This window comes from Vallitaleaceae bacterium 9-2 (genome assembly GCA_038396585.1).
Classification (GTDB): Bacteria; Bacillota; Clostridia; order Lachnospirales; family Vallitaleaceae; genus UBA1351.
In genome coordinates this window covers 2,096,705-2,113,333 of the sequence record CP121691.1, presented here as the reverse complement: position 1 = coordinate 2,113,333, position 16,629 = coordinate 2,096,705, and the positions used below count along the sequence as shown (strand labels likewise).

General features: G+C 38.0%; 15 protein-coding genes and 1 other annotated feature. Of the genes, 14 read left to right on the top strand and 1 reads right to left on the bottom strand.

All coding sequences use genetic code 11. The annotated features are described in order from the left end of the window. Nucleotides 1-9 precede the first annotated feature (9 nt). From QBE53_09995 to QBE53_09930, 14 genes are all read left to right on the top strand, one after another. Nucleotides 10-366: an FMN-binding protein gene (locus QBE53_09995; GenBank protein WZL80137.1), complete on the top strand. Its 357-nt coding sequence runs from the start codon at nucleotides 10-12 to the stop codon at nucleotides 364-366. Next, nucleotides 363-1,961, top strand: coding sequence for a sensor histidine kinase (locus QBE53_09990; GenBank protein WZL80136.1), 1,599 nt, complete (start codon nucleotides 363-365; stop codon nucleotides 1,959-1,961). Before QBE53_09995 ends, QBE53_09990 begins: the two co-directional genes overlap by 4 nt. Next, nucleotides 1,942-2,649 carry a response regulator gene (locus QBE53_09985; GenBank protein ID WZL80135.1) on the top strand — a complete coding sequence of 236 codons (708 nt, stop codon included), beginning with the start codon at nucleotides 1,942-1,944 and terminating at the stop codon, nucleotides 2,647-2,649. The genes QBE53_09990 and QBE53_09985 overlap by 20 nt, the downstream gene beginning before the upstream one ends. 4 nt (nucleotides 2,650-2,653) lie before the next feature. Beyond that, entirely contained in the window at nucleotides 2,654-3,568 is a 915-nt protein-coding gene (locus QBE53_09980; protein ID WZL80134.1) for a UbiA family prenyltransferase, read from the top strand. 72 nt (nucleotides 3,569-3,640) lie between these two features. Next, nucleotides 3,641-3,884, top strand: a binding site (T-box leader). Between the two features lie 60 nt (nucleotides 3,885-3,944). Beyond that, the gene (gene hisS, locus QBE53_09975; protein WZL80133.1) at nucleotides 3,945-5,219 is read left to right on the top strand and encodes a histidine--tRNA ligase; all 1,275 of its coding nucleotides are present in this window, start codon (nucleotides 3,945-3,947) and stop codon (nucleotides 5,217-5,219) included. 2 nt (nucleotides 5,220-5,221) lie between these two features. Further along, nucleotides 5,222-7,021: an aspartate--tRNA ligase gene (aspS, locus tag QBE53_09970; GenBank protein ID WZL80132.1), complete on the top strand. Its 1,800-nt coding sequence runs from the start codon at nucleotides 5,222-5,224 to the stop codon at nucleotides 7,019-7,021. A 111-nt stretch (nucleotides 7,022-7,132) separates the two neighbouring features. After that, complete coding sequence (gene mgrA / locus QBE53_09965; protein WZL80131.1) at nucleotides 7,133-8,134, top strand: L-glyceraldehyde 3-phosphate reductase; 1,002 nt, start codon at nucleotides 7,133-7,135, stop codon at nucleotides 8,132-8,134. 19 nt (nucleotides 8,135-8,153) lie between these two features. Next, entirely contained in the window at nucleotides 8,154-8,597 is a 444-nt protein-coding gene (locus QBE53_09960) for a SoxR reducing system RseC family protein (GenBank protein ID WZL80130.1), read from the top strand. 120 nt (nucleotides 8,598-8,717) lie between these two features. Continuing rightward, complete coding sequence (locus QBE53_09955; protein WZL80129.1) at nucleotides 8,718-10,892, top strand: N-acetylmuramoyl-L-alanine amidase; 2,175 nt, start codon at nucleotides 8,718-8,720, stop codon at nucleotides 10,890-10,892. A 108-nt stretch (nucleotides 10,893-11,000) separates the two neighbouring features. Next, entirely contained in the window at nucleotides 11,001-11,744 is a 744-nt protein-coding gene (gene sufC, locus QBE53_09950; GenBank protein ID WZL80128.1) for a Fe-S cluster assembly ATPase SufC, read from the top strand. A 14-nt stretch (nucleotides 11,745-11,758) separates the two neighbouring features. Beyond that, complete coding sequence (sufB, locus tag QBE53_09945; protein ID WZL80127.1) at nucleotides 11,759-13,171, top strand: Fe-S cluster assembly protein SufB; 1,413 nt, start codon at nucleotides 11,759-11,761, stop codon at nucleotides 13,169-13,171. Between the two features lie 14 nt (nucleotides 13,172-13,185). Next, on the top strand, nucleotides 13,186-14,325 hold the full coding sequence (gene sufD / locus QBE53_09940; protein ID WZL80126.1) for a Fe-S cluster assembly protein SufD: 1,140 nt from the start codon (nucleotides 13,186-13,188) through the stop codon (nucleotides 14,323-14,325). Then, entirely contained in the window at nucleotides 14,318-15,535 is a 1,218-nt protein-coding gene (locus QBE53_09935; GenBank protein ID WZL80125.1) for a SufS family cysteine desulfurase, read from the top strand. Before sufD ends, QBE53_09935 begins: the two co-directional genes overlap by 8 nt. Beyond that, nucleotides 15,525-15,956 carry an SUF system NifU family Fe-S cluster assembly protein gene (locus tag QBE53_09930; protein WZL80124.1) on the top strand — a complete coding sequence of 144 codons (432 nt, stop codon included), beginning with the start codon at nucleotides 15,525-15,527 and terminating at the stop codon, nucleotides 15,954-15,956. Before QBE53_09935 ends, QBE53_09930 begins: the two co-directional genes overlap by 11 nt. On the opposite strand, the gene QBE53_09925 is transcribed toward QBE53_09930, so the two are convergent. After that, nucleotides 15,953-16,555, bottom strand: a complete 603-nt coding sequence (locus tag QBE53_09925; protein WZL80123.1) for a hypothetical protein — start codon at nucleotides 16,553-16,555, stop codon at nucleotides 15,953-15,955. The genes QBE53_09930 and QBE53_09925 overlap by 4 nt on opposite strands. Nucleotides 16,556-16,629 lie beyond the last annotated feature (74 nt).

Genomic DNA, 16,629 nt, shown 5'->3' with positions numbered 1-16,629 from the left:
GATGGTTCTATGAAAAAAGGGTTATTGCTGGTGATGATTTTATTGATGACATATAGCTTTACCGGATGTGATGAAGGTAAGGTCTACGAAGATGGCATATATTATGGTGAATCGGAAGGATACTATAGTATTATCAAAGTAGAAGTAGAAGTTAAAAATGGAAAAATATATGATATTTCTATTCTAGAGCATAATGAACCTGAGATATTGGCAAAGATTGTTTTTGATGAATTGCCACCGATCATCATAAAAAATAATAGTGTTGATGTTGATGTGATATCAGGTGCAACATATACAAGTGAGAGTTTGTTGCAAGCCGTTGAAACTGCCATTAAAAGTCATGAAGCCAGTGAGGTGGAACAATGAAAGCAATGAAGCTGCATATTAAAATCATGTTGCTTATGGTTATGCTTATGGTTGGTGTTATTAGTGTTTTATATATTGTCTTTTCTGATCAAACCAATACAAATATGGAAGATCAGATGGGGATTTCAGCATTGGATTTTGCCAATACGATTGCTGGAATGGAAGTGATTCAAGAAGGTCTATATAACGAAGTAGACTATCCTATAATCAATCAATATGTTGAGCAAATACGACAGCGTACAGAATATCAGTATATCATTGTCATGGACATGGAAGGTATTCAATATTCTTATCCTTATGAAAGTGGTGTCGGAAAAGTCTATAAAAATGGCGGAGAAGAAGATGTGCTACACTATGGAAAAACCTATGTTAGTGCAGATCGCAATGAACTTATATCAGCTATCCGTGGATTTGCTCCTATTTTTCATGAAGGTGAACAGGTAGGGGCAGTGCTTGTGGGACTGCTTACGGATACTGTTCAACAAGAGATTCGTGTCAATCGAAGGAACCTAGAGATTGCCCTTGTGGTCAGTATTTTTGTTAGTATTATTTCCGCAGTTTTGCTTTCGATGAATATAAAAAAATCCATGTTTAACTTAGAACCTTCGGAAATTGCAATGTTAATTAGCGAGCGAGAGCTTATCTTTAATAGTATAGAAAAATGCCTTATTTCGATTGATAAAAATGGGATTATTCTTTTTTATAATAATGCGGCGGCGAAGCTGTTGGAATTGCCTAAAGGTGTTGAAGGACAACCCATAGGAAAATACAACGAAAAATTAGCGTTGATTTTTGACGAGGTTTTGCAAGAAAAAAACAATCAATATAATGAACAGTTTTTTATTAATCAAGGTGTCCATGTAATTATTAACAGCTGCTTGATGTATAACCCTAACAAAGAAGTGTTTGGTGTGGTATCAAGTATTGATCAGATGAATCAAGCAATGGAGCTGGCCTATGAGATAACGGACTACAAGGATATTATTGATTCACTACGTGCGCAAAATCATGAGTTTTTAAATAAACTGCATACTTTGGGTGGGTTGATACAGTTGGAAAACTATGAAGAAGCTTTAGATTATATTGATATGCTATCGGTGCGTTCAAAGGAACTGCAGCATATTTTGATTCAGCACATTCAGAATAAAAAAGTTGCAGGAATTATTTTGGCAAAATATAATAAATTTGTTGAGAATAAGATTGAGTTTGCATTGGATAAAGGATCAAAGTTTACGGGGTTGCCAGGATATTTATCCGAAGAGATTGTATGTTCTATTATTGGGAACTTATTAGATAATACATATGATGCACTTATGCAGCCAACAATGACAGAGGAAGGCTGTGTCGAACTTTTTATTCATTCTGATCAAGAGGTGTTTGAACTTCAGATTATTAACAATGGTCCTGCAATACCAAAAGATATTCAGATGAAAATGTTTCAAAAAGGATTTACGACAAAAAACAATAAAAATGCAAAAAATGGACAAGGTTTGTATATTATACATCAAGAAATTACACAATTTGGCGGGGAGATATATGCAAACAATTTAGAAAATCAGGAAGGAGTTGCCTGGTATGTCAAAATCCCAAAATAAGTTATTATCAATTATTGTTGTGGAAGATGATCCAATGGTTCGAAAAATTAATGAAGGGTTTATTGAAAAAATTAGTGGTTATGAGTTAATAGGTTCTTTTGGAAACCTTAGAGATACAAAAGAATTTTTGAAAATCCATGAACCGGATCTTATTCTATTAGATATTTTTTTCCCAAATGAACAAGGGACAGAGTTGCTGCGATGGATTCGTAAACATCAAATTCAATCAGATGTAATATGTATAACAGCAGATAATTCAACAGAAACCATAGAAGAGACATGGCGTTACGGTGCGTTTGACTATTTGCTCAAGCCCTTTCGATTTGAACGTTTAGAAGAAGCGTTATTACGTTTTCGTGAAATGAAGATGCGATTGACTACTTCAGAGACTTTTGACCAAGAAAGCCTTGATGAACTTTTTGAGACAAAAGATGAAGAGAAGACAGGCGGTTTGAATGGGTCACATTCGAGTCGTGAAACCAATAAAACGTATCAGGGGATTTTGAAGTTTTTACAAGAGAATCCGGATGAATTTTTTACTGCACATATGATAGGTAAAGAATTAGGGGTATCACGTATTACAGCAAGGCGTTATCTTGACCAAATGGAGCAGGAAAACCGACTGATTGTCGAGCCAAATTATGGGAGCGTGGGACGCCCTCAAAATTATTATAAGTTAAGGAGTTAAATACATGAAAAGAGAAGCTTTTTTTCAGCTTGTTGAAATACAGACGAAAGTAGCTAGTGTTATTCCTTTTTTGACAGGAATCGCATTTACTTCATATCGATATCAAGAGTTTGATCCGATGATTATTGGTGTCTTTTTTATCAGTCTATTGTGCCTTGATATGGCGACAACCGCGATAAATAATCTTATGGATTTAAAAGTACTTGAGTATGGCGTGTCTGTTAAACAAGCGAAAACAGTTATCGGTGTCTTGTTGAGCGTAAGTATGGTAACCGGATTATGGCTGGTGTATTTAACAGATATTGTTGTGCTTTTGATTGGTGGCATTGCGTTTTTAGTGGGTGCGCTATATTCTTATGGGCCTTTGCCGATTTCTCAAACACCATTTGGAGAAGCTTTTTCCGGCTTTTTTATGGGAATGTTGATCTTTTTTGTAACCGTATATATTCAAATCTATGAACTTGGATTTTTTATTTTTAGCTATGCCGACCAACATATTTATATTAATATTCATATTATTGAGTTTCTTATCATTGGATTGGTTTCGTTGCCATTGATTCTAGGCATTGCCAATATTATGTTAGCAAATAATACCTGCGATTTAGCGGAGGATATAAAAAATAAACGGCATACACTACCTTACTATATAGGCAAAGATAATGCAGTGGTTTTATTTGAGGTACTAGCCTATTTATCGTATCTATGGATTATCGTAGGTGTGGTAATTGAAGTGCTTCCGATTATTACACTTCTTGTTCTTTTGACGCTATATCCGGTGAAGAAAAATGTCGATGCGTTTAAAGCACTTCAAGAAAAAAGTAAGACGTTTGTATGTGCGGTCAAAAACTTTGTGCTCATATCGGTTGCGTATTTTTTGACAATTTTACTTGGTATTGTCGTTCGAATTATTATTGATTAGCCTTTTATCTTGAAAATACTTGACAAACAGTAGAAGAGTCACTACAATAGAGTAAAGTTATAAACACAAATTAACAAAGCGTTGAATAAGCGAGTAAATAAGTGCGAAGTCATCACCAGAGAGAAAGGTTTTAGCTGCAAGCCTTTTGTTGATTGCTTATTGAAAGACCCTTAGGAGTGCTTTACTAAAAGATACATGATGATTCATCATAGGATTTAGTAAGTAAAGACGTATTGTCTACGTTACAAGACTTTAAGCCGGAAGCATGGATGTGCTTCAATTAGGGTGGCACCGCGGGTAATGTCTCGTCCCTTTTTATCAATATAGATTGATAGGGAAGAGGCTTTTTTTATGTTCTATTTGGAAAGGAGTTACTATGAATATTAAAGCACCTCGAGGAACCAATGACTTTTATGGAGACTATATGGACCAATTGTTGGACCTTGAACATCAAATGCGATGCTTATGTGATGATTATGGATTTAGCGAAATACGTACACCGATTTTTGAACGTTTAGAACTGTTTCAACGAGGGGTTGGAGAGACAACGGATATCGTACAAAAAGAAATGTATACATTTTTTGACAAGTCAAAAGAGCAACGTGAGTTTGCCTTAAAACCGGAAGGAACAGCAGGTGTTGTGCGCGCTTATCTTGAACGTAAGCTGTATGCAGACGTTCAGCCAAGTAAGTTTTACTACATCAGTCCTAACTTTCGTTATGAAAAGCCTCAGGCAGGACGATTTCGTCAATTCCACCAATTTGGTGTAGAACTATTTGGGGCAGAGGACCCTTCGGCAGATGCAGAGATTATTAGCTTAGGCTATCAGATGTTAAAACGCCTGAACATACCTAGTGTTAAATTACATATTAACAGTTTGGGAAATCAGGTTTCACGTAAGCGTTATAATGGATTATTAATGGATTTTTTAGAGGCGCATAAAAATGAATTGTGCCCAACATGCCAAGAGCGTATGTATAAGAATCCCTTACGTGTGTTAGATTGTAAAAATGAAACTTGCCAGACCATCATGCAAGAGGCGCCGCTAATGATTCATCACCTGGATGATGCGGATCGTGAGCACTTTGAAGGTGTTCAAGCCTTGCTTGATAGTATGGGTATTGCTTATGAAGTGGATCCTTGGATTGTTCGGGGGCTTGATTACTATTCACGTACTGTATTTGAATTCATCTCTGAAGATATCGGCTCCCAAGCAACTGTGTGTGGTGGAGGTCGTTATGATTATCTGATTGAAGAGATGGGCGGAGCGCCAACACCAGCGATTGGGTTTGGAGCAGGAATTGAACGCTTGCTGTTGACGATTGCCAATACTCAAGGGAAACCCGAGCCTAAGGAGAAAATCGACCTATATCTTGGCTATATGGGTGATGCAGCAAAAAATAAGGCGATGGCATTAACCTATCAACTACGCGAACAACATATTCGTTGTGCAACAGACTTACTTGGAAAGTCTGTACGTGCCCAAATGAAATATGCAAATAAAATTAATGCCAAGTATTCATTAATTATTGGTGAGGACGAAATCGCGTCGAACACCGTGAGCCTAAAAAATATGAAAAATGGTGAACAAGTCGATATATCAATGGAAGAGATAGCTTCCTATATTCATAGTCAACAAGGAGGAAAATAAGCATGAGTGAATCAATGCAAGGATTAAAGAGAAGCCACTATTTAACCGAAGTATCTGAAAGTCATATTGACCAAGAAGTAACTGTGATGGGATGGGTACAAAAGCGACGTGACCTTGGAGGGGTTATCTTCTTAGATGTACGCGATAGAACAGGTATACTTCAAGTTGTAATCGATCAAAGTAGTATCGGTGATGAAGGGTTTAAAAAAGCTGAGAAGATTCGTACAGAATATGTTATCGCAGCTAGAGGTCTCGTAGAAAAGCGATCAGAAGAGACAATTAATCCAAACTTAAAAACAGGAATGATTGAAGTTCGGGCACATGAGTTACGTTTGCTTTCAGAAGCTGAGACAACGCCGTTCCAAATCGAAGAAGATTCCAATGTTAAAGAAGAGCTTCGTCTAAAATATCGATATCTTGACTTAAGACGTCCAGATATTCAACGTAACTTAATGCTTCGTAATCAAGTAACCCAAGCAACCCGTGACTTCTTAAACGAAGAAGGCTTCTTAGATATTGAGACGCCGATGCTTACTAAATCAACACCGGAAGGTGCAAGAGATTATTTGGTACCTAGCCGTGTGAATCCAGGGCATTTTTATGCCTTACCACAATCACCACAGATATTTAAACAGTTGCTTATGTTATCAGGTTATGATAAATATTACCAAATCACAAAATGCTTCCGAGATGAGGACTTACGTGCAGACCGTCAACCGGAGTTTACCCAAATCGATATGGAGATGTCTTTTGTAAATGTGGATGATGTGATTGATGTTAATGAGCGCTTATTACAAAAAATGTTCAAGGACGTTATGGATATCGACATTGAACTTCCAATCAAGCGTATAACCTATCAAGAGGCAATGGACCGTTATGGTTCAGACAAGCCGGATATACGTTTTGGGCTTGAGCTAGTCAATATTTCTGAGATTGTTGAATCATGTGGTTTCAAAGTGTTTACGGACGCTGTGAAAAAAGGTGGTTCTGTTCGTGGAATCAACGGTAAAGGACTGGCAAACTTACCTCGTCGTCAGATTGATGCCTTGACGGAGTATGTAAAAACGTATGGTGCAAAAGGTATGGCATATATTGTAATTAATGATGATGGTTCATTAAAATCGGCGATTACCAAGTTCCTAGATGAGGCTGTCGTTGAAAGCATTATCGAAAAAATGGAAGGTAAGCCCGGCGATATCCTTTTCTTTGGGGCAGACACCAACGATATTGTCTATGCATCCTTAGGAGCCCTTCGTTTAGAACTTGCACGACGCCTTGAACTTTTAGATAAGAACACCTATGAATTTGTATGGGTGACAGAGTTCCCGCTTGTAGAATGGAATGCAGAGCATAAGCGTTATACAGCGATGCATCACCCCTTTACTATGCCTATGGAAGAAGATCTTCACCTTTTGGAGTCGGCACCGGAAAAAGTACGTGCCCAAGCTTATGATATCTGTCTTAACGGTAATGAAATCGGTGGTGGAAGTATTCGTATCTATCAACGTGATGTACAGGAAAAAATGTTTGCCGCTTTAGGATTTAGTAAAGAAGATGCCTATGAACGTTTTGGCTTCTTATTGGATGCCTTCAAATACGGTGTGCCTCCACATGGTGGACTAGCCTATGGTTTAGATCGTATTGTTATGTTGATGGCTAAAGCAGACAGTATTCGTGAAGTCATTGCCTTCCCTAAAATTAAAGACGCATCCTGCCCGATGACCAAAGCGCCAGGTGTGGTAGATGACCAACAATTAGAAGAATTAAGTATAAAAGTTGATTTGTTGGAGATTGAAGAATAAGAGTTGACATCAAGTATACTTTATAGGTTAAAATAAAAGAGTGGAGTTCTACTCTTTTATTTTTTTAGAACTATATAAGCATATAAACTTGATCATTATAGGAGGAAGAGGATGTATAAAGCAAATGAAAAAAGATATGACACAATGATTTATCGACGCGCAGGAAAGACAGGGTTAAGACTACCTTTGATTTCTCTTGGATTATGGCATAATTTTGGTGATGTGACACTTGTAGAGACAAGTCGAAAAATGATACATAAAGCATTTGACCTTGGAGTGACACATTTTGACTTAGCTAACAATTATGGTCCCCCTGCAGGCAGTGCAGAGAAAAATTTTGGTCGGATTTTACGTGAAGATATGAAGGCATATCGGGATGAGATGATTATCTCAACAAAAGCAGGGTATTACATGTGGCCAGGACCTTATGGTGACTTTGGTTCGCGAAAATACTTGTTATCTAGTTTGGACCAGAGCCTTCAACGGATGGGGCTTGAGTATGTCGATATTTTTTATCATCATCGCCCAGACCCAGAGACGCCCATAGAAGAGACGATGTTAGCCTTAGATCAAGCGGTTCGCCAAGGCAAGGCTCTATATGTAGGGATTTCTAACTATCGAGGAGCGCAAGCCAAAGAAGCGTTAAAAATATTAAAAGAGTTAAAGACCCCAGTGGTCATGACACAACCAAGGTACAGCATGTTAGATCGGTGGATAGAAGAGGATGGATTAAAAGATGTGACAGAAAAATATGGAGTGGGCAATATTGTCTTTAGTCCATTGGCACAAGGTTTGCTAACAGATAAATATTTGAAGTCGATTCCTAAAGATTCACGGGCAGCAAGTGGAAGCCAATTCTTGACCGAAGAAAAAATTACGGAAGAATTATTAAACGGAATACGTGAATTAAATGCAATTGCCATAGAGCGTAATCAAACGCTTGCACAAATGTCCTTGTCATGGGTGCTAAGAGATGATAGAATAACAACAGCACTTATTGGTGCAAGTAAAGTGAGTCAGGTTGAAGATAGTGTAGCGGCAATTAATAATTTGTCCTTTACGCAAGCAGAGTTAGATGCCATTGATGCCATCGTAAAAAGGATGAATGCGTAAAGATTTAAGGAGTGACAAAATGGCTGAAATTGGTCAAGTAACAAAAGTTGAAAATGATGAAGTTGTTGTACGTCTGCTTCGAAAAGAAGCATGTGCAAAGTGTGGCGCATGTACTGCAGGGCTAGAAAGTAAAGACATGTTTATACATGCCAATAATCTATGTGATGCAGGTGAAAACGAGTGGGTTGAAATCTACTTAGAAGAAACGAATTTTCTAAAAGCCGTTGGACTTATGTATGGTATTCCACTTATAGGATTATTAATAGGTCTGTTCGCGGGGATGCTATTGGGGCGAGCCTATGTACCCCTATATGCTGATGTTATCGGATTTGCCTGTGGGATTTTTGGTGCAGGAGTCACCTTTTTAACGTTACATTTGAATGAACATCGATTTAATACAAAGACCTATAAACCTAGAGCAATTCGCATTGTCGATACGACAAAAGAAAATATAAGTTGTTAAGTGCATTGTTTACTTTAGATGTTTGGAATGATTTCATCCGGCTATGTGATATGCATAGCCGGATGTTTTTTTAAAAATACGATAGAAAAAAAGTTTTGTTGAAGGTAATGGAGGATTAAGATGAATACTATGATTAAGGGAGTTGTTGCCGGAATTGTTTTTATGTTTGTCATGGGAATGACAAGCTATGCTCAAGAACGTACGCTCATCTATAATGGAACCCAACATCAGTATACGACAAAGGCGGTAACAATTGATGTCAATAATGATATCATCGAACCGGAAGGGATGGACCCTGTTATTATTAACGGAACAACGCTAGTACCTGTACGCGAAGTCATGGAATCAGTCAATATACAGGCACAAGTTTCGTGGATAGCAGAAACACAAACCGTCGTTATCGTTCGTGAAGACATACGTATAGAACTTTCGATCGGCAATACACAGGCATATGTTAATGGAAGTCCTGTCGAACTTGATGTTGCGCCCATGTTGATATCGGACCAAGACGTTAATATTACAAAGACAATGGTTCCGATTCGATTTATTTCAGAAAGTCTTGGGTATGAAGTTAAGTGGGACCCTGAGACGTATCATATTTCCCTTCAAGGAGATATTTATGATGCCTTCGGATTATTAGCATCAAGCTCAAATTTACAGCAGCTTATTCCGACGCAAAATATCCAAGAACTTCCAACGCCTTTATATGAAAATTCTTTTCATTTGAAAAAAGATGTGGCAACAGAGATTGTTGAATTTACAGAATATAAAGACAGCGAAAATTATCCCTTAACGCGAGTAGCAGAAGTCATAAGCAATGAAGACCAGTCCCAACATACCATTGTGAGTGATGCTTCAATGTCATCTGTACATGCTGTTATATGGGATAATAAATTAATCGTTGATATTGATAATATTGATATGGAAAGTGTCCCCGGAACGATTCGAACAGATGTGAGCATCTATACAGAAGCTATTCGAACGAGTCAATTTGATGAAGGTGCAATGACGGGACGATTTGTTTTTGACCTTAAAGAAAAAGCACTTCCAAGAGAGCTTGTCTTTAATCAAGATAGAACCGAATTGACCATTACTTTTAATGAAGTTGGGTTATCAGAAGTACGCATTGCACAAGATAATCAAGGCGACTATATAGAGCTTGCAGGAGATTATCGAAAAGCGCAGGTTATGCGAATGGATAGTCCAAGAGGGCTCATCTTTGACTTTCAGGACAGTGTCAACCTACTGGGAAATCAGCGGTTTATGAATGCGAAGGGACAGTTCCTTACCTGGGCAAAACTTGCGCTAAAAGATGATACGACAACACGTCTTTCCCTTGGAACCAAAGAACATGTAGCCTACAGCCTTACATATGATGAAGAAACGAAGCGTACGCGTATCAGACTAATACCTCTTCGATTTGAGCAACTAACTTATGATAAGACGCACAATGATGCGATTGTTTTACCTAAAGAATCGGAATTGACGTTAAGTTATGATTATACAACAAAACAAGCTACCCTTAAGTATGATACAGTTGTAGATGCGTTTGAAAAAAATGAAACAGTACAGATTCATGATGAAAAATATGAGACGATGACCATAGATGTTCAAGAGGATGCGTCGGTTATTTATTTATCCGGAAAGCATATTTATGAATACCGTATCGAAGAAGATGACACCAATTATTATGTCTATGGGGTTAAGCCTCGAGATATCTATGAGCATATTGTTGTTATTGATCCTGGACATGGAGGTAGTCAGCCGGGAGCATCTTATTATGGGATTGTTGAAAAAGACTTGAATACGAAGCTTCTGGAATATATAAAACCGTATACGCAGGAAAATACAAAAGTCAAGTATTATTTCACACGTCATACAGATCAAACAGTATCTCTAGGAGAACGAACACGCTTAGCCAATGATTTGGAAGCGGACTTATTTATATCTATGCACAATAATGCGTTAGATTTGGATAAAAACCCTGCTGGTGTTCATGTTCGAGGTCTAGAAGTATTTACAACGACAGGTCAAGAAAATTCAGAGACCGAAGTTGACTTTGGCAATATCTTTTTAAAAATTTTACGTGAAGAGATGCCGGAATATCCAATTCGTGCCATAAAAAACAATAATAAGCTGTATGTACTAAAATATACTCAAATGCCGTCTATCCTTATTGAATACGGGTATATGACCAATCCGGAAGATAGTGCGCTTTTGCAGCAAGATGCGATTTTAGAACAGCTAGCTGAAGTGACAGAAAAAGCAATATATGAATATATTATGAATAAGTAATATAGTGCAAGAACAGTATTGAAAAACGTTCTCATTTGTGATATACTCTCTGTAAATGATAATAATTATTATTTGTAGAATATACATAGATGAGAAAGGATTGATTTTATGGAGTTATTAAATATAAAAAATCTTCATGCATCAGTTGAAGAGAAACCAATATTAAAAGATTTGAATTTAAAAATAAATGCTGGAGAAATCCACGTCGTTATGGGCCCAAACGGAGCCGGTAAATCAACATTAGCATATACCTTGATGGGACATCCAAAATATGAGGTAACGCAAGGAGAAGTGTCGTTTTTAGAGCAAGACCTTTTCCTAAAAAAAGTTGATGAACGGGCGAAGTCTGGGCTTTTTATGTCTTTCCAACATCCGGAAGTAATCCCTGGAGTGACGGTTGAAAACTTTTTAAGAACAGCAAAAACTTCAATAACAGGAGAAAAACAAAGTGTTATTGGTTTTCGCCGTGAGTTGATTAAAACATTGCAAAGTTTGAATATGGATGAAGGATATTTGACCCGTTATCTAAATGAAGGATTTTCTGGTGGTGAGAAAAAGAAAAATGAAATTCTACAGATGCTGACCATTCATCCCAAACTTGCTATTTTAGATGAAACGGATTCAGGACTGGATGTGGATGCAATAAAAATCGTTGCAGAAGGTATTAACCGATTTGCAGGTGATGACAATGGTGTCTTGGTTATAACACATTATAACAAGCTATTAAGTTATATAGACCCTGATTATGTTCATGTTCTAGTCGATGGGCACATTGTGGCCTCTGGAGATAAATCCCTTGCAGACCAAATCGATAGAGAAGGATTTGAGTCCTTTGTCGCTTCAGTCGTATAGAAAGGAGCATTCCAATGGAAAAAGCAGTTGAAAGAACATATGTCGAAGATATTGAACGTGGAATATATGATATCAAAAATGAAGATCGTTCAGTATATCGTTCAAAGTCAGGACTAACCGAAGAGATTATTCGTGACATATCCAAAGAAAAAGAAGAGCCGGAGTGGATGACGGAGTTTCGTCTTAAAGCTTTAGATTATTATAACAAACGCCCTATACCTACATGGGGAGCAGATTTAAGCGGCTTGGACATGGAAAATATTGTAACCTATGTGCGACCCGATACAGATATGAAACAAAGTTGGGATGATGTCCCCAAAGATATAAAAGATACTTTTGACCGTCTAGGCATTCCTAAAGCAGAGCGAGAATCTCTTGCAGGTGTTGGCGCCCAGTATGATTCGGAAGTTGTCTATCATAGTATGCGTGATCACCTTAAGAAAAAAGGGGTGATCTATACGGACATGGAGACTGCGGTAAAAGAACACGGTGACATTGTTAAACAGTATTTTATGAAATTAGTAGGTCCAAATGACCACAAGTTTGCAGCTTTACATGGTGCGGTTTGGTCAGGAGGCTCCTTTGTCTATGTTCCAGAAGGTGTAGAGGTGGATTATCCATTGCAAAGTTATTTTCGACTTAATGCACCTGGAGCAGGTCAGTTTGAGCATACCTTAATTATTGTTGAAAAAGGGGCAAAACTTCATTTTATTGAAGGATGTAGTGCTCCAAAATATGATGTGACAAATTTACATGCAGGATGTGTGGAACTGTTTGTTAAAGAAGGGGCTACTCTTCGTTATTCAACGATAGAAAACTGGTCACGTAATATGTATAATTTAAATACAAAGCGTTCACAAGTTGAAAAAGACGGACGCATAGAATGGGTTTCTGGCTCTTTTGGTTCAAAGGTCAGTATGTTATATCCAATGAGTATTTTAAAGGGCGAGAGAGCCCATGCAGAGTTCACAGGCATCACTTTTGCTGCGTCGGGTCAGTACTTGGACACAGGCTCAAAAGTGGTCCATGCGGCTCCATATACAACGTCAAATATTAATACCAAGTCTATTTCAAAAGATGGAGGCTATGCTTTTTATCGAGGATTGCTTAAAGTCAGTAAAAATGCACACCATGTTAAGTCGACCGTATCATGTGAATCGCTAATGCTTGATTCGCAGTCAAAGTCAGATACGGTGCCCATTATTGAGCTAAATAATGATAACATCGATATAGGACATGAAGCTAAAATCGGACGTATCTCAGATGATGCGATTTTTTATCTGATGAGCCGAGGTATTGATGAAGTAGAAGCTAAAGCAATGATTGTTCGAGGGTTTGTCGAACCCATCACAAAAGAGTTGCCCCTTGAGTATGCAGTTGAGCTTAATCAACTGATTAATCTTGAGTTTATCGGTGCAATAGGATAGAAAGGAGGGATACTATGTTGCAGCAAAACGTAAGAGAACGATTTAATGCACTTGAGTATCCAACATGGAAACGTGTTGGCGAAATAAAGAACACAACCAATTATTTAAATAAAGATAATGAAAATATATTGACGATAAGCCATCTTGAACCATTAGGAGAAGGCGTAGATATAAGACGTTATAGAGGAAGTGACAGCAATCTTGATGCGACGTTTTATGAACGATATGAGACGTTCATGGGAGCTTTTAAACCCTATCCATATGGAACCCATGCAAAATACATTGCTCAGGCAGATGCTTACTTTGATCATGCGGTTGCTATTGAAGTGAAAAAAAATACGTACGTCGAAGAACCGATTTTTATTCGCTACGATGGCGGCGAGGCGCAAGGGTTTATTGATCAAAACATCATACAAGCAGGACCAGGTTCAGAAGTTACCGTTGTGTTTGATTATCAATCTTCAAAAGATGGGATGGACTATCATAACGGAGTGATTCGTGTAATAGCCCATGAAAATGCACGTGTTAAAATTGTGATTTTGCAGACGTTTTCACCTCAGGTAGATCATATGCAAAACACGGTATCATTGATTCATCAAAATGCCCATGTTGAATATGTGTCCTTTGATTTAGGTGCCAATGTTATTGTTTCAGATTATTCATCCCACCTTGTGGGTCAAGCATCTGAAAGTGAAGTAGCAACGGCCTATATCGGTAATGGACATCAACGATTGGACTTAGGATATAACTCAACCCATTATGGTCGCTATAGCCAAAGCTTAATTGAAACAAAAGGGGCGCTAATGGACCATGCACGAAAGATTTTTAGAGGGAACTTAAAATTTGAACGTGGTTCAACAAAGTCTGCAGGGGAAGAATCAGAATATGTGCTGTTATTGGATGAAAATGTACGCTCGGATGCATTGCCGGCACTTTTATGTGATGAGGACGATGTGAGCGGTGAACATGCTGCTAGTGCAGGGCAAGTTGATGAAGATCAATTGTTTTACTTGATGAGCCGGGGGTTTAACCTAAAAGAAGCTAAAAAATTGGTCATTCATGGTTCCTTTACACCGGTAATTGATCGGGTTGGGATTGATTCGATTCAAGAACGAATAGAAGCTGAGTTGGAGAGAAGGCTGCTTTATGCATAAAAACTATCATCAAGATTTTCCGGTTTTTGAAAAAAAACCCGAACTTATCTACTTAGATTCTGCCGCCTCAAGTTTACGCCCATATACAGTGGTTAAAGCCATGAAAAACTATGGTGCTTATAGTCATGCGAACATTCATCGAGGTGCCTATGCGCTTAGTTATGAAGCAACGAAAAAATATGAAGCCATTCGTAAGCAAGTTGCAACATGGATTGGGGCAAAAATGCCGGAAGAGGTTATTTTTACACAAGGAACGACAGACAGTATTAATCATCTCGTGCGTTCCTTTGAATCGGAATCGCATTTTGAAGCCGGTAAAAAAATCGTGCTTTCAATTTTTGAACATCATAGTAATTTGGTTCCTTGGCAGCAGTTGGCGAAAAAAAAGAACATGCGTTTAGAATATCTATATGATTTTTCTGAACAGGCATTAGATATTATTGATGATCAAACCCAAATTGTAGCGATAACGCTAATGTCAAATGCAGTGGGGCTGATGCCACCTATATCTAAGATTATAAAAAAAGCGCATGCAGTAGGTGCGCTGGTTGTTGGAGATGCGGCTCAGTATATGGCCCATTATCCAGTAAATGTGGATGCGCTGGATATTGATTTTTTGGCATTTTCAGGGCATAAGCTATATGGTCCGACAGGTATAGGCGTTTTATATGGAAAGCATCAATGGCTAACGCGACTTGCACCACCGCGTTTTGGAGGAGATATGATTGAGTATGTTGCAGAACAAGAGACGACGTTTGCACCATTGCCAAACAAGTTTGAAGCGGGAACCCCAAATATTGATGGGGTGATTGGTTTAGGTTCAGCTATTGAATATATCCTATCCAACAAGACGCACACATCTGAAGGCATCGAACACATGCAACAATTAAGACAATATGCATTCACTGAACTTGGCAAACTTGATTTTATTCAATGTATCGAACCGCTTAAGGAGACCGGTGAGAGTGCATATGGTCCTATTATCTCGTTTGTAGTTAAGGACGTGCATCCCCATGATGTGGCAAGCATATTGGACCAAAGCCATATAGCCATACGCGCAGGCCATCACTGTGCTCAACCTTTGATGAAGCGATTAAATCTTAGTGGGACGTGTCGAATAAGTTTTTCGATATATAACACTACCAACGATATTGATGCATTGATTGTGGCGTTAAAAAGTGTAAGGAGGTGGCTAGGATATGAGTCTTGATATGATTTATAATGACTTAATTATTGAGCACAGTCGTAACACGAGTAATCGTGGTCCGTTACCAAAAAAAACCCATTTAGAACATGGGCATAATCCTAACTGTGGTGACGATATTGAACTTGAATTAAATATTGATAATGGAATTATCAAAGAAGCGGCATTTGTAGGTTCTGGATGTGCGATTTCTATGGCTTCGACGTCAATGATGATTGACCTGATTAAAGGCAATACGATTGAAGAGGCAAAAAAAAAGGTGGACGCTTTTTTAGAATTAATCAAAAATGAAAAAACCCAAGAAGAAGTCGAACAACTACTTGAAGATGCTACGCTGTTATCTAATATACAGCATATGCCTGCCCGTGTTAAGTGTGCTGTACTGGCATGGCATACGCTAAAAAATGTCATTGATACGTTGGATTAATGAATGACTATATCGGTGACATACATGATTTCACATGAACCGTCACCTGTATCTGAACGGGTTAGGCTTGATTGCCAATACCCGTTTTTAAAATAGGCATTTACAAGATATCCTTTCATCGTGATACGATCATTTGTTTGAACTGATCTTACGGTTTCAAGTATTGTCGGATTTGCAGGAATAATATGTGTGTTGGCGCTATAGTAGTCGACATATTCTGCACTAACCGGAGCTTTGGAGCTAACGGTAAAATAGTACCAGCGCTCGTTTTGACGATAATGGACATAGTTATCTATAGAAGGCATGTTCACATCTCCCCATGCCAACGCAAAATCTCTTGGAGAAATTTGAGAGGTAAAATCATCAGAGTAATCCTTGATACTTTTGACTTGTGCAACAATCTCATATGCAGCAAGGAGTTCTAAATCGACGCTGCCATCTTTTCCGTTGATGGAAATCATATATTCATAAGGGATATTTTCTTGAATAGGTTCTTGGATAAATTCATGTTTAACAATCATGCTGTCAACAAAATCATAGCCTATAAATGTCGCTAGCTGTGTTGTGACAATAAGATACATAAGGACTTTTAATGACATAGGAGCACCTCCTAACAATGTAGTATTTACATAGTTTAATTTTATCACTCCATTTTTAAAAAAAGTGGATTTTA